The 14296-nt window shown below is 64.5% G+C and carries 13 protein-coding genes; 2 read left to right on the top strand and 11 right to left on the bottom strand.

Features of this window, described 5'->3' with window-relative positions:
* Positions 1-3: 3 nt before the first annotated feature.
* The 6 genes from AADZ78_RS10120 to AADZ78_RS10095 form a co-directional block, all read right to left on the bottom strand.
* On the bottom strand, positions 4-951 hold the full coding sequence (locus AADZ78_RS10120) for a phosphatidylinositol mannoside acyltransferase (protein ID WP_085248841.1): 948 nt from the start codon (positions 949-951) through the stop codon (positions 4-6).
* Complete coding sequence (gene pgsA, locus AADZ78_RS10115; RefSeq protein WP_085248840.1) at positions 951-1604, bottom strand: phosphatidylinositol phosphate synthase; 654 nt, start codon at positions 1602-1604, stop codon at positions 951-953. Before pgsA ends, AADZ78_RS10120 begins: the two co-directional genes overlap by 1 nt.
* 18 nt (positions 1605-1622) lie before the next feature.
* Complete coding sequence (locus AADZ78_RS10110; RefSeq protein WP_085248839.1) at positions 1623-2195, bottom strand: HIT family protein; 573 nt, start codon at positions 2193-2195, stop codon at positions 1623-1625.
* Positions 2188-4512 (bottom strand): threonine--tRNA ligase, encoded by a 2325-nt coding sequence (gene thrS / locus AADZ78_RS10105; protein WP_239655205.1) that lies wholly within the window; start codon positions 4510-4512, stop codon positions 2188-2190. The genes AADZ78_RS10110 and thrS overlap by 8 nt, the downstream gene beginning before the upstream one ends.
* Positions 4513-4637: 125 nt before the next feature.
* Positions 4638-5621 carry a glycosyltransferase gene (locus AADZ78_RS10100; RefSeq protein ID WP_204803363.1) on the bottom strand — a complete coding sequence of 328 codons (984 nt, stop codon included), beginning with the start codon at positions 5619-5621 and terminating at the stop codon, positions 4638-4640.
* A gap of 312 nt (positions 5622-5933) precedes the next feature.
* Positions 5934-6560: a PaaI family thioesterase gene (locus AADZ78_RS10095; RefSeq protein ID WP_085248837.1), complete on the bottom strand. Its 627-nt coding sequence runs from the start codon at positions 6558-6560 to the stop codon at positions 5934-5936.
* A 178-nt stretch (positions 6561-6738) separates the two neighbouring features.
* Between AADZ78_RS10095 and AADZ78_RS10090 the strand changes: the two genes are divergently transcribed.
* Complete coding sequence (locus AADZ78_RS10090) at positions 6739-7242, top strand: DUF1990 family protein (protein ID WP_085248836.1); 504 nt, start codon at positions 6739-6741, stop codon at positions 7240-7242.
* Here the strand turns inward: AADZ78_RS10090 and AADZ78_RS10085 are convergent.
* Positions 7224-7679 carry a DoxX family membrane protein gene (locus AADZ78_RS10085; RefSeq protein ID WP_085248835.1) on the bottom strand — a complete coding sequence of 152 codons (456 nt, stop codon included), beginning with the start codon at positions 7677-7679 and terminating at the stop codon, positions 7224-7226. The two genes, AADZ78_RS10090 and AADZ78_RS10085, sit on opposite strands and share 19 nt — an antisense overlap.
* Before the next feature lie 106 nt (positions 7680-7785).
* On the opposite strand from AADZ78_RS10085, the gene AADZ78_RS10080 reads away from it, so the two are divergent.
* Positions 7786-8529, top strand: coding sequence for a helix-turn-helix transcriptional regulator (locus AADZ78_RS10080; protein ID WP_085248834.1), 744 nt, complete (start codon positions 7786-7788; stop codon positions 8527-8529).
* Here AADZ78_RS10080 and AADZ78_RS10075 read toward each other — a convergent pair.
* The 4 genes from AADZ78_RS10075 to AADZ78_RS10060 all read right to left on the bottom strand — a co-directional run bounded on the left by AADZ78_RS10075 (position 8471) and on the right by AADZ78_RS10060 (position 14285).
* Positions 8471-9421 (bottom strand): NAD(P)H-dependent flavin oxidoreductase, encoded by a 951-nt coding sequence (locus tag AADZ78_RS10075; RefSeq protein WP_085248833.1) that lies wholly within the window; start codon positions 9419-9421, stop codon positions 8471-8473. The two genes, AADZ78_RS10080 and AADZ78_RS10075, sit on opposite strands and share 59 nt — an antisense overlap.
* Before the next feature lie 3 nt (positions 9422-9424).
* Complete coding sequence (locus AADZ78_RS10070) at positions 9425-9769, bottom strand: cupin domain-containing protein (protein ID WP_085248832.1); 345 nt, start codon at positions 9767-9769, stop codon at positions 9425-9427.
* A 33-nt stretch (positions 9770-9802) separates the two neighbouring features.
* Positions 9803-11074 (bottom strand): glycosyltransferase, encoded by a 1272-nt coding sequence (locus AADZ78_RS10065; RefSeq protein WP_169726207.1) that lies wholly within the window; start codon positions 11072-11074, stop codon positions 9803-9805.
* Positions 11075-11372: 298 nt separating this feature from the next.
* Positions 11373-14285, bottom strand: coding sequence for a UPF0182 family protein (locus tag AADZ78_RS10060; RefSeq protein WP_085248830.1), 2913 nt, complete (start codon positions 14283-14285; stop codon positions 11373-11375).
* Positions 14286-14296 lie beyond the last annotated feature (11 nt).

Here is a 14296-nt window from a genome sequence, read left to right as displayed (position 1 = left end):
TCCTCATTGGGACGTCAGCCGTGCCCGCTTGGCGTCGGACAGATCGGCCAGCCACTGCGGCTGCAGCATGTGCCAGTCCGCGGGGTGGGCGGCGATGTTGACCGCAAACTGGTTGGCCAGCGCCTGAACGATGGCGTTGACGTCACCGCTGCCGCAATCCAGCGCCGGGTGCACCGAGAACCCCCAGCCCGGGTCCTCAAACCAGCAGTGCACCGGCAGCAGGGCCGCGCCGGTCTCGACCGCGAGCTTCGCGGGCCCGGCCGGCATTCGGGTGGGTTCACCGAAGAAATCGACCTCAACACCGGTGCGGGTGAGGTCTCGCTCGGCCATCAGACACACCACCCGATTTGCCCGCAATCGCTGACATAGCACCTCGAATGGGGGTTGCGCGCCACCGGTCAACGGCAGTATTTCGAAGCCGAGGCTCTCGCGGTAGGCGATAAAGCGCCGGTAGAGCGATTCGGGCTTGAGTCGCTCCGCGACGGTGCTAAGAGTGCCATGCCGTTGCACCAGCCATACCCCGGCCATGTCCCAGTTGCCGCTGTGCGGCAACGCGAGCACCACGCCGCGGGCCGCGGCCAGCCCGGCATCCAGGTGATGCAGCCCCTGGATCACATGGTCAAGCTGGCCGGCGATCGCGCGGTGGTCCATTGTCGGCAGCCGGAATGCCTCGCGCCAGTATCGTCCATAGGACTCCAACGAGGCGCGCATCAATGACGCCGGCACATCGGCAGGCCGCACACCGACGACGCGGGCCAGATTCTTGCGCAGCTGCTCCGGACCGCCGCGGCGGGCCGCGAAGCGCGCACCAGTGTCGAACGCGTTGCGGGCGGCGAACTCTGGCATCGCCCGCACAGCCATCCAGCCGGCGGCATAGGCCCAGTCCGTCGCGGTGCTAGTCAAAAGGCGGCGAGGACCCCCGGGAAATTTCAGGCTCGCCGTGGTAGGCATCACGGCTCGCTCTTTCGGGGCAACGTCAAGCGATCGGTGGCCCCGGGCGAGGTGCGCACCGTGTATAACCGCTGACCGCAGGTGATCACGCTGGCCACGGCCAGCACCCACATACCTACCGGCAGCGCCGGCGGCCAGGCAACAAACGGAAAGTCCGACACGCCGGCCCCGGTGAGCACGATGATCAGCCGTTCCGGCCGTTCGATGAAGCCGCCATCGCCGCGCAGCCCGCTGGCTTCCGCCCGGGCCTTGATGTATGAGATGACCTGCGAGGTGACCAAGCAAATCAATGTTGCCACCGCCAGCAGGTGGTCGCGCATGTGAAACACGATCCACCACAGCAGGCCGCAGAACACCGCGCCGTCGCTGATGCGGTCACACGCGGCGTCCAGCACCGCGCCGAAGCGGGTGCCGCCACCGCGCTGCCTGGCCATCGCCCCGTCCAGCATGTCGAACAGGACAAAGAACCAGACCACACACGCACCGGCGAACAGCTTGCCCATCGGGAAAAGCACCAGCGCCCCAGCCACCGACGCGGTGGTGCCCAAAATGGTGACCCCATCGGGTGTGAGGCCGACGCGCAGCAACGCCCGGGCGAGCGGATTGGTGACTCGCGCGAACGCCGCCCGGGAAAGGAAGGGCAGTTTACTCATGAGTGCCACATGGTTGCGTCATGGTTGCCGAGCCCACTCCGTGGCAAGCAGGCGGCGGGTGTCACGCAGCAGCTGCGGAATCACCTTGGCGCCGCCGATGATGGTGATGAAATTCGCGTCGCCGCCCCATCGCGGCACCACGTGCACGTGCAGGTGCTCGGCCAATGACCCGCCCGCCGACGTCCCCAGGTTCAGACCGACATTGAAGCCGTGCGGGCGCGACACGTTCTTGATGACGCGAATCGCCTTCTGGGTGAACGCCATTAGCTCGGTGCTCTCGGCCTCGGTCAGGTCCTCCAGCTCCGATACCCGCCGATAGGGCACCACCATCAGGTGCCCGGGGTTGTACGGATAGAGGTTCAGCACGGCGTAGACGAGTTCGCCGCGGGCGACCACCAGCCCTTCTTCGTCGGAGAGCCGCGGAATATCGGTGAACGGCTGTTCGGAGTTGGCGTTGTCACGCTTCAGCGGCGCTTCGGCGAGATAGGTCATGCGGTAGGGCGTCCATAACCGCTGCAACTCATCCCGCTGGCCGACGCCTCGATCGTGGATCGTGTCGTCAGTGCGCTTGGCGCTATTTTCGTCACTCACGTCCGGCCACTTTCACAAGTGCGGCTGTGGGAGCAGCGTTTTCACGGTCGTTGATCCAACCCACGATGGCCGCCACCGCACTGTCGCGGGCCACACCGTTAAGTTGCGTGCGGTCACCGAACCGGAAGCTCACCGCGCCGGCCTGCACATCGCGGTCACCGGCAAGCAACATGAACGGCACCTTTTGGTTGGTGTGGTGGACGATCTTCTTGGCCATCCGATCGTCACTGACGTCCACCTCGACCCGCACGCCATGCAACTTCAGTTGTGCCGCAACCTCTTCCAGGTAGGCGACGTGCTCATCGGCGACCGGGATGCCGACCACCTGGACCGGCGCCAGCCACGCCGGGAACGCCCCCGCGTAGTGCTCGGTGAGGATGCCGAAAAACCGCTCGATCGATCCGAACAGAGCGCGGTGGATCATCACCGGGCGCCGCCGGGTCCCATCGGCGGCGGTGTACTCCAGGTCGAAACGTTCCGGGAAGTTGAAGTCGAGCTGGATGGTCGACATCTGCCAGGTCCGGCCCAGCGCATCTTTGACCTGCACCGAGATCTTCGGCCCGTAGAACGCGGCGCCACCGGGGTCGGGCACCAGATCCAGGCCGGACTCGGCACCCACCTCGGCCAGCACGTTGGTGGCCTCCGCCCACACCTCGTCCGAGCCGACGAACTTCTCCGGGTCCTTCGTGGACAACTCGAGATAGAAATCGGTGAGGCCGTAGTCGCCGAGCAGATCGAGCACGAACCGCAGCAGCGACCGCAGCTCGTCGCGCATCTGCTCGCGCGTGCAAAAGATGTGCGCGTCATCCATGGTCAGTCCGCGCACGCGGGTCAACCCATGCACAACGCCGGACCTCTCGTACCGGTACACGGTGCCAAACTCGAAGAGCCGCAGTGGAAGTTCACGGTAGGACCGGCCGCGCGCCCGGAAGATCAAACAGTGCATCGGGCAGTTCATCGGCTTGAGGTAATAATCCTGGCCGGGTTTGCGCACCGATCCGTCGGCGTTGAACTCTGCGTCAATGTGCATCGGCGGGAACATGGCGTCGGCATACCAGTCCAGGTGGCCCGAGGTGTGGAACAACTGGGCCTTGGTGATGTGCGGGCTATTGACGAACTGATAGCCGGCCTCGGTGTGCTTGCGCCGCGAATAGTCCTCCAGTTCCCGACGCACCACCCCACCCTTGGGGTGGAAAACCGCTAGGCCGGAACCGATTTCGTCGGGAAAGCTGAACAGGTCCAGCTCCACCCCGAGCTTGCGGTGATCGCGGCGCTGCGCTTCTTCGATAAGCTCCAGGTGCTCGTCGAGCGCCTGCTGCGACTCCCACGCGGTGCCGTAGATGCGTTGCAGGCTGGCGTTTTTCTGGTCGCCACGCCAATAGGCCGCCGAGCTGCGGATCAGCTTGAACGCCGGAATGTGCTTGGTCGTGGGGATGTGCGGGCCGCGGCACAAGTCGCCCCAGACCCGTTCTCGGGTGCGGGGATTGAGGTTGTCATACGCGGTCAGCTCGTCGCCACCGACCTCCATGACGTCGGGATCGCCGGACTTGTCATCGACGAGTTGCAGCTTGTAGGGCTCGTTGGCCAGCTCCTCTCGCGCCTGCTCCTTGGACTCGTAGACCCGCCGGTCGAACAGCTGTCCGTCCTTGACGATCTGACGCATCCGCTTTTCCAGGGCTCCGAGGTCCTCAGGGGTAAACGGTTCCGCAACGTCGAAGTCGTAGTAGAAGCCGTCGGTGATGGGTGGCCCGATCCCCAGCTTGGCCTCCGGGAACAGGTCTTGGACGGCTTGGGCCAACACGTGCGCTGTCGAATGGCGGATGACGCTGCGACCGTCGTCGGTATTGGCCGCCACCGGGGTGACCTCCGCGTCGACGTCGGGCACCCAACTCAAGTCACGCAGCTTGCCGTCGGCGTCGCGAACCACCACGATCGCGTCCGGTGAGCCGCGCCGCGGCAACCCCGCCGCGCCGACGGCGGCCGCCGCGGTAGTGCCGGCAGACACCCGGATCTGGGCCTGCGGCGATCGCAAACCCGGCGCAGCCGGGTGCCGCGGGTCGCCGCCATGGGCCTCCGGCGATCGCAAACCCGGCGCAGCCGGGTGCCGCGGGTCGCCGCCATGGGCCTCCGGCGATCGCAAACCCGGCGCAGCCGGGTGCCGCGGGTCGCCGCCATGGGCCTCCGGCGATCGCAAACCCGGCGCAGCCGGGTGCCGCGGGTCGCCGCCATGGGCCTCCGGCGATCGCAAACCCGGCGCAGCCGGGTGCCGCGGGTCGCCGCCGTGGGTTCCTCGGGCGGGGTCTGCGGGGGCGCTCATCGCGTTGGTCTCCAGGGCTTGGGCGGTCTGCCGGATTCTGGGGGACTAATTAGTCACTCACTAATCGCTGCCATGCTATCCGGGCGCACCTCGACGAACCCAAACCGCCGGACTACTGCCGTCCGTCACGCCGCGTGGCCACGAACCTCGTCTGGGACCTCCGCGTAGCGCACTGCGTGCGGCGCCTCATGCGGTATGAGCAATCGCGGCTCCCCAACCGGGACACGGCCCGTCGCCCGCTGCACATCGCGTCGCACTGCACCGCCCACCCTGCGGCCCATCTCGGCGAGTTTGCCGCGCAGCTTTGACAATGTGAATCGATTGTTTTCAACGTCATAAAAGAACCGCAGGGTGCGGACCGGGAAGTATCCCAGCAACAGGATGAATATCGTTATCAGCGCCGTACCACTGTTGACGCCGTGCGCTTTTGTGGTCCTGAGATAACGCGTGGAGTACCGATAGAAATCACGCGGTGCGGATTCCACCCGCCGGCCGGACATACCGGCAACCAGTGCGGGCTCGTAAGCAACCTCGAAATTGTTCTTGAACAGGGTCACGGCAAGGTCGATGTCTTCATGCAAGAGATCTTCCAAGTCCAGCCGCGTGAGATGACGAACCGCCTGCCACGCGGAGGTGCGGATTGCCATGTTTGACCCAAGCAGGAAGCGCTGGTCGGTCGCGTTGCGATGCAGTCTGGTGCGAGTCATGTGGTCGATCCGGAAGAACAGCCCGCGCATCGGCATGTCGTAGTACAGGACTGGGCCCGTCGCCGCGTCGATGGCGGGGTCGGCAAAGCAACGACGAATCGTCGCCACCCAGTCATGGGCGACGATGGAGTCGGCGTCGATCCTTCCGATCACGTCGCTACGGACATTATCGAAACCGCAGTTGCGCGTTGGAGCGATGCCCTGGTGCTCGTCTTGGTTGAGCAGACGGATATTGATATGCGGATTCTCCGTTTGATACCGACGCACGATCGATGCGGTGCCGTCAGTCGACCTGTTATTGACGACAATGATCTCATCCGCCAACGATGTTTGGTCGATGCAGGAATCCAGACATTTCGCAATGACGCGTTCCTCATTGAATGCAGGGATAACGATTGCCACAGACGGACTCTCGATCATTGTCTCGCTCCACTTCACTTGCTGACCGCGAGCGTCGTTGGTCACGCCCCTCCAGGTCATTCGTTGCGAGGACCTAACATAGATAGTGAGCACTCGCAATCTTTTATCCAACCGCGGCTGCAACAAGCCCAGGGGCGATGGTGTTATGTCGGCGGGAGGTTTTGACGACCCGCCGGAAGGGCGGCGGCCCTTTTTTGGCGGCTGTTGCCGTGCACGGTGACCGTCACTTCGCCGGCGAGATCACTCCGGCGTTTAATCTACACCTATGCAATAATATGTCAACGCAATTATCTGTCAGGGCTGCCCGGGTTTGAGCCGCACAAACAACGCGTCGGCCTCGGTCAGCAACGTATCGCCGTCGGTCAGCCGGCCCGAAACGAAGATCTTGCGCCCGTCGACACGGTCCACTCCCGCATCAATCTGCAGCTTCCTTTCGATCGGCACGATATGGCGGTAATTGATCTTGAGATAGGCGGTGCGCTGGTAGGAGCCGCCGGTGAGCACCGCGGACGTCAATCCAAGCACGGTGTCAAACAGCAATCCCAACGCGCCGCCATGCACCGCGCCATTGCGTCCGAGATGAAATCGGGCGAAGCGCGCCCAGCCCTGGATCCGTCCGTCGTCGGTTTTTCGTGTCGACATGGGCACAGTCAGGATGTTGCCGCGAACGGGCAGGTCCATCCGGCGTCCCGACGGCGACTGCCATTCGTCGGCATCGAACGGGGCCAGCAGCGCGGAGACCTTGTCGAGTAAGTCGGCCGCCTCGGTGATCACCGCGTCGGGGGCGTCGACAGCACGCGCGTGGTCTTGCAGCTTGCGCACCCCGTCGATGAACCTGGCGTAGTCGGGGCCGCCCTTGGTCGTCGGTTCCGGCGGATTGAATCCACCGCCGGGGTGTCGCGTCTGGTTGCCTGCCACCAGAACACCGTATTTTGCGGTGGCTTACGCAGCGCCGGCAGCAGCCGCCAGTACCTCGAACTCCTTGTCGGAAAGCGTGATTTCCGCAGCGGCGATGTTCTGCACCGGACCGTCCGGTGCGGCCCGCGGTCCAGCAGCCGGTAGGAACTCCGACTCGTCGGGTCCGTGGCAAGCTGATCGGGTGGACCTAGACGCGCTCGCCGACCTGCCGCTGACGTATTCGGAGGTGGGCGCGACTGCGGCCAGCCAGCTACCTCCGGGATACGACCACCTGAGCGTCTCGGCCGAGATCGGTACCGGCGCGCAGCGTTTCGAAGACGCCGCCGACGCCGTCATGCACTGGGGCATGCAGCGCGGAGCTGGCCTGGGAGTGCACGCGAGCTCCGATGTCGCCGTGGTCTCCGCGGTGGTGGTGGTCAGGCTGATGGGTTTCCTGCGCGCGCCGTGCCGCGTCGTGTACGTCATCGACGAACCCGATGTGCGCGGGTTCGCCTATGGCACGCTGCCGGGCCATCCGGAGTCCGGCGAGGAACGGTTCGCCGTGCGCCGCGACCCGACCACCTCCGCGGTCTACGCGGAGGTGTCGGCGTTCTCCCGGCCAGCGACCTGGTGGAGCAAGGCCGGTGGGCCGTTTGTCGCGGCGACCCAGCGCATGATCGCCAAGCGCTACCTGCGCGGGGTTTGACGCGGCCCGATGGCTCCGTTGTGTACACTCTGCGCCAGTCGTGCCAGCGCAACAGCACCGGCCAGCAAACCGAAATCACGCAACGCGACGTCGTAGAAGCCGGGTCCGGTGACCAGGTTGAGGATGATCCCGGCCAGCCAGGCCGCGACCACCCACGCGCCGAAGCGGGGCACGACCGCGACCAGGATGCCGGCAACGATCTCGATCGCCCCGACCAGGTACATGGCCTGATCGGCGGTGCCGGGAAGCAGCTGGTCGATCCAGCTGGCCAAATACCCACTCCAGTGCTGGGGGTGGGTCAGCAGGTTGAAGAATTTGTCCAGCCCGAACGCGATCGGCGCGATCGTGAATACGGCGCGAAGCAGCCAGAACGCCGAGTAGGCCGGATCCTTCAACTGGCCTGCGAGGGCTGGGGTGGTGGCCTGTCTGGTGGTCATGACGTCCTCCAGTTTCTAACAGAGAGTAATTTGCACGTTAGATCCAGTAGACTGTAGCGTCAAGCCTTTTGTCTGTTAGAAATTCGGTGGAAATGAGGCACCGGAATTGGATGGCACGAACCCGCCGCAGCGCGACGCCGCGGGGATCGGAGCGCTTGCGGACCCGGTGCGTCACCAGCTCTACCAATTCGTGTGCTCGCAGCCGGCGCCGGTGAGCCGTGACCAGGCGGCCGCCGCCGTCGGCATCCCCCACCACCAGGCCAAATTTCACTTGGACCGGCTCACGGCGCAGGGCCTGCTGGACATTGAGTACGCACGCCTGACCAGCCGAACCGGACCCGGCGCGGGGCGAACGGCCAAGCTGTATCGGAGGGCGACTCGCGACATCGCGGTAAGCCTGCCGCAGCGGGAGTACGAGCTGGCCGGGCGGCTGATGGCCGCGGCCATTGCGCGATCGGCCGCCACCGGTGAACCCATCCTCGAGGTGCTCAGTCGGGTCGCCCGCGAATTCGGGCGCGCGATCGGAGCCACCGCCGGCGACCGACCTCCCTTAGACGCGGCGGCGGCGCTGCGGGCGGCGCTGAGCGTGCTGCGCAAATACGGCTACGAACCCCGCGCAGCCGACGGCGAAATTGAGCTAGCTAACTGCCCGTTCCACGCACTGGCCCAGGCGCAGACCGAACTGGCCTGCAACATGAACCATGCGCTAATCACCGGCATCGCCGACACGCTGGCACCGCATGGCCCCGATGTCCGGCTACGGCCCGAACCGGGTCGATGTTGCGTCGTGCTCAGCCGCCCGCCCAGCGGGACAGCAAACTCTCCGCGCCCGCGCACAAACGCTCGATGACCTCGCCCACCGACGCGTCGTCACGGATCATGCCGACGCCCTGACCCGCGTCGACTGGCGCGACCCGCGGGTCGTCGGCAGCGACCGAGGCGGTCAGCTCCTCACGGGCCGACGGATCGGCGGCCAGCGCGTCTTCGTTGCCCGTCCAGCGCGCGACGAACTCATTGCCCAACACCCGCGACGGGAACCGGGCCGGCCATGGCAAGGCGTTTGCGACGTCGAACACCCGAGTGATCCGGGTGTCGGTTTCGGCCGCGGCGATCAACGCCCGACGGCTGGCCTCGCCGGTCAGCGCCTCCGGACACGCCGCCAGGCGAGTGCCCACCCAGGCCCCACTGGCGCCGGCGGCAAGCACGGCGGCCAGACTTCGCGGCGAAGCAACGCCGCCGGCGGCCAGCACCGGCACGGAGACGGTATCCAACACGGCGTCGAGCAACGGCAGCGTCCCCAGCCTCACTTCCCCATGACCGCCACCTTCGGCCCCGCGCGCGACCAGAATGTCGACACCTGCGTCAGCTGCCTGACGGGCTAACTGACTGTCGTAAACCTGTGTGACGGTGGCGATTCCGGATTCGTGCGCCTTGGCGACCCATTCCCAGTCGGTGCCGAAACTAACCGAAACCAGCACGGGCCGGGCCGCCAGCGCGTCCTCGAAGAGCCCTGGCTCCGTGCGCATCACCCAGTCGATAAGGCCGATTCCGAACTTGCCGCTGACGTACTGCAGCTGCTCCGCGAGCGACGCCCGGGTGGCGCTGCTGCCCATGCCGACCATGCCCAGACCACCGGCGGCGGTGACCGCAGCGGCCAACCGCCCGCCGGCGACCCCACCCATCGGTGCGTTGACGATGGGTAGCCGCAGGCCGAAGGCTCGCGACCACTTCGTGGACAGCACCCTTTAACGAGCGTCCGGCAGCGATTTCAGCACGGTCAGCATGATCACCGAATCCTCGATCGCAAGCAGGGAGTGCCGTTGTGGCGGAATCGCGACGTAGTCGCCGGTCTTGCCGTCCCAGGTGTCATCGCCAGCGGTGAGCCGCACGTGACCTTCCAATACCTGCAGCGTCGCCTCACCCGGGCTGTCGTGTTCGGACAGGTCGTGTCCGCCAAGCAAAGCCAGCACCGTCTGCCGGAGTTCGTGGGTGTGGCCACCGTGGATGGTATGCGCGGCCCGACCGCTGTGCGACTGTTTCGCCTCCGCCAACTTGTCAGAGGCGAGGCTGGTCAGCGAGATAGATTCCATTGGCGAGTCCTTGAGTAGCAGCAACCGTAATGCTTATCTTCCGACGAACCGCTCGATCATGTCGACGGCAACCGCAACACCATCCTCGGCGCGGATGCAATCGCCAAGCGCTGCCGCTCGTGACCTCATCTCATTGTCGGCAACAGTGGTGCGGATCGCGTTGGCAAGCGCATCGGCGGTCAGCGTCTTGCGCGGCATCGGCGCCGGGCCGACTCCGAGCCTGGACACGCGATCTCCCCAGAACGGCTGATCGGCAAGGAACGGAACGATGATCGTAGGAACGCCTGCGCGCAGACTGGCTGCCGTTGTCCCAGCGCCACCGTGATGCACAACCGCCGCCATCTTCGGAAACAGCCAATCGTGCGGCGCCACGTCGGTCACGAACACCGTCCCGGGCAATTTCTGCTGGCCGATGCCGCACCAGCCGCTCACCAAGACCCCCCGTTGTCCGCTTTTCGCTAGCGCGTCCACCACGATATTGGTCAGCGCGTCGGGATCGCGGTCCGTCATGCTGCCGAAGCCGATATAGATGGGAGCCGGGCCAGCTTCCAGAAAGGCCATCAGTTCCGGCGAAGGTTGCCAATCAGCGGCGTGATCCGCGAACCAATAGCCGCACACTTTGATGTTCTCGCCATGATCAGACGCTGGGGACACCACGCGTGGGCTAAAACAGTACAGCACCGCAACTTCACCATTCCAGACATCTCGAAACGATGCGAAAAGTGGCAACCTTGACAATCCCGCCGCACGACGGAATTGATTTATTGGATTGCGCATGATCTGCCACAGAATTTGCAGCATAATCCGGTGCGAAAAAAGGTTATAGGTACCTTTGAGCGGTCCCACCCAGGAGGGCGCCGACGACACGACCATGCTCTGGTAATCGCGCGTCGGAAGCATCGGCTGCGGATACGACAGGATATATGGAATGCCCAGTAGCTCGGCCAATGTCGCCGCGGGGTAAGTCGTGGTGGTGGTGGCTATGATCGCGTGCGCGTCCTGGCATGCCGCGAGTGCGTCAATTGCCATCTGATCCGCGACCGGCTTCATGGCTTGCATTGCCTTGTGCATGAAGCCCAGGAAGTTGCCGCGCTCCATTGCCTCACGGCCCACATCAGTCTGCATCAGCCCATAAGCATCGCCCTTAATGGGCGCAAAATCTAGGCCATATCCACTGACGAATTCGGCATAGTCGCCATTGGTCGCGACCCTCACGGTGTGACCGGCAGCTTTCAGTCCCAGCCCGAGTCCGATATATGGCTGCACATCACCCCGCGAGCCTAGGGTGAATATGGTGATCCGCATCATGCCAAACTTACGCTGGGGATTGGACCCTGATCGTACAATTGTCAGGCCAGGAATTCAGCCTGTTAGCAGAAGTATCTCCGCTCCGCAACCACACCGTCGCCAATCGGATACAGCATTAAGGGCGGGCCGGCCGTCGGCGCAATGATAGGTCGGGAGGTCGCTTCGGCTGACACCGAGGTCGTCGACAACAACGTGACACGCTCCACCAGCGCCCTGCTGGTCATGCTGACATGATCGAGGCCACCGCCCGGCCTATGTACCCTCCGCAGCATGCGCAGCCATTAAGTGCTGCGGCCTATCGGCCACCAGTTTGATTTGCGTCCAGCGCGCGCTGCAAGCGCTCGAGCGCCGCGCGCACATCCTCTATGGCTTGCCTCAATTCATCGTCCGTTGGAGCGGGGCCAGGCACCGGTAGTGGAGCGGCCGGGGGCACCGGCGTCGGAGCGGGTAGCGCGGCTTGGGGAGGCGGTTCCCTAGCGGCGTCGCCGCCGGGCGCGGTGGCGACGCGGCCCGTGCCGGGGCCGAAAACCTGGTCGAGCGCTTCGGCCAGGGTTGGGGCGTAGCCGATCCGGAGCCCGCCCTCGGCCCGAGGCTCGCGCACACCTACCAGTACCCGCGAAAGTTGCGGGAATGTCGCGCTGTTCGGGTTAGTCGAAATCCGTTCTGTGTACAGCGGTTCCACATAAAGCACACCCCCGTCGGCGATTGGCAGCGTCAGCAGGTTGCCGTAATGGATCCGGTTGGATCGCTCCAGCAGCGTCCGTTCGGACGCCACCCTGGTGTCGGAAATCATCGAGTTCTGTATCTGTTGCGGCCCCTGGGTCAACGTGTCTGTGGGCAGTTGCAGCACAGTGAGTTTGCCGTAGGCTTCCGGATCCGAATGCGCCGAGACGTAGGCGGACAGGAATTCTCGGTTGTAGCCCACCATTGCAGTGGCCAGCCGGAAGGACGGCTTCGCCGTCTGCTGGTCGCCGACGAGGACGTAGAACGGCGGCTGGTTTGGGTTGGTGTCACTGGTCGGGTCGCTCGGCACCGACCAGAATGCATTGGTAGTGAAGAACTCTCGCGGCTCGTTCACGTGATACTTGGCGAGCAGCTCGCGCTGAACGCGGAACAGATTCTCTGGATACCGGAAATGGACCCGCAGTTCGGCAGGTATCGCTTGTTCCGGTTTCACGCTGCCCGGAAAGGCGCGCATCCATGCCTGCAGGACGGGGTCGTTTCGATCGAACTCGTACAGCGTCACGGTGCCGTCGTAGGCATCGACGGTGGCCTTGACGGAGTTGCGCGCGTACGACACCTGCTTGCCGGGCGTGAGCGCGCCAGTGGCGGTGGTTACCGGGCCCTCGAGTGAGGCGCGCTGCGCGTACGGATAGGTGTCTAGGGCGGTGTAGGCGTCGACGATCCAGAGGATGCGTCCGTTGACCACGGCCGGATAGGCATTGGTGTCGGTGGTGAGCCACGGGGCCACCCGCTGCACGCGTTCCTTGGGGTCGCGGTGGATGATCACCTTCGACTGCGAGCCGATCGCGCGCGAGAAGAGGATGTTGCGCTCGGTGAACTTGGTAGCAAAGACCATGCGGTTGAACCAGTTTCCGATCGGTATCCCGCCGGCGCCGGTGTAGCTGTACTTCGAGATGTCGGTGTCGTACTCGCGGGGCTCGGACCCTGGTGCACCGCCGACGATGGCGTAGTCGGGATCGGATTGTGCGATCACTTCGCCGAAATATATGCGCGGCTGATCGACCGGGATGATTTGTCTACCGGCGCTCCGTGACGCGATATCGCTGACTGTGTAAAGGGGGTAACCACTGTTGCTTTCCGAGGCTTGGGCGGCCTCGCGCACCGCGGCATTCACCCGGTTGGCCGGAGCGGCAACGAAACCGTTGCCGTGGGTGTAAACGGTGTGCCGGTTGATCCAGTCCCGTTGATTCCCGGTGAGGCTGTCCGGGGACAGCTCCCGCACGCCGACTATATAGTCCTGCAGCTCGCCGTTGATGCGATACCGATCGATGTCCAGTTGCGCAGGGAAGCTGTAGAAGTTCTTGAGCTGCTGCTGTTGGGTGAAGGTTCGCGAGAGGACAGTTGGATCCAGCAGCCGCACATTGGCGATAGTTGTGCGGTCCACCGGAACGTCGGAAGGAGCTTTCGTGCCGATGCCCGGATAGTCCCGATATTCGACCCAGTCGCCGCCGATCCGGAACGCCTGACGGGTCGCATCGATATTGCGCTGGATATACGGGCGCTCGACATCGGCGGCATTCGGCCGCACCGAGAACTGCTCCATCAGCAGTGGCCATGCGCCGCCGACGAATATTGAGGACAGCAGCAGCAGTGCGGTGGCAATCGCGGGAACACGCAAGTCTCGCAAGAAGATCACTGCGAAGAAGGTCAACGCACACAGCACCGCGATCGCCAGCAGGACGAGCTTGGCCGGCAGCTCGGCGTGAATGTCGGTATAACCGGCGCCGCGGAACGTGGGTTCCTTACGGTTACCTGACAGCAGCTGATAGCGGTCGAACCAGTATGCAACCGCCTTGAGCAGGATGAAGCTGCCGGCCAGCACCGAAAGCTGAACACGCGCAGGCCATGTCAGCATGCCCTTGCGCGTCCGCAGGCGTACACCGCCGAACACGTAATGCGTGACCAAGTTCGCCACGACGGCCAGACCCACGGCCACAAATAGCCAATTCAGAATGCTCCGGTAGAAGGGCACATCAAAGACGAAGAACGCAATGTCATGGCCGAATTCGGGATCTTCGATCCCGAAGCGCCCGCCGTGAAGGAACAGCAGAAGTTTTGCCCAGTCCAACTGAGCAATAAGACCGCACGGCACGCCGACAGCGAGGGCAATGCCAAACCCGAACGGCCGCGGCCGGCGCATCACCTCGTTCCGAAACGGCACGATCGGGTCTTTCTGCTGATCTCCGGGCAGGAAAACCGGCCGGAAGCGATAGGCAAGCAGCATGGCCACAAAAAGAGGACCGCCCACGATGAGCGCCACCGCAACGAAGATCGCCACTCGGGTGGACAGCACCGTCACCCAGACTCTGCGGAACCCGACCTCGCCGAACCACAACCAGTTGATGTAGGCATCCAGCAGCCTCGGCCCGATGAGCACCACCACGACGAGTGCGACTCCGGCGATCAGCAGGACACGGGCACGTCTCGGTATCGTCGCGGGTCGCCCGGGTGAAGGTTTGCCCATCTTTCGCAGCC

Origin of the sequence: Mycobacterium riyadhense, assembly GCF_963853645.1 — a bacterium.
GTDB lineage: Bacteria > Actinomycetota > Actinomycetes > Mycobacteriales > Mycobacteriaceae > Mycobacterium > Mycobacterium riyadhense.
Note: the sequence above shows the minus strand (reverse complement) of the source record. Positions and strands in the feature narration are given on the sequence as shown.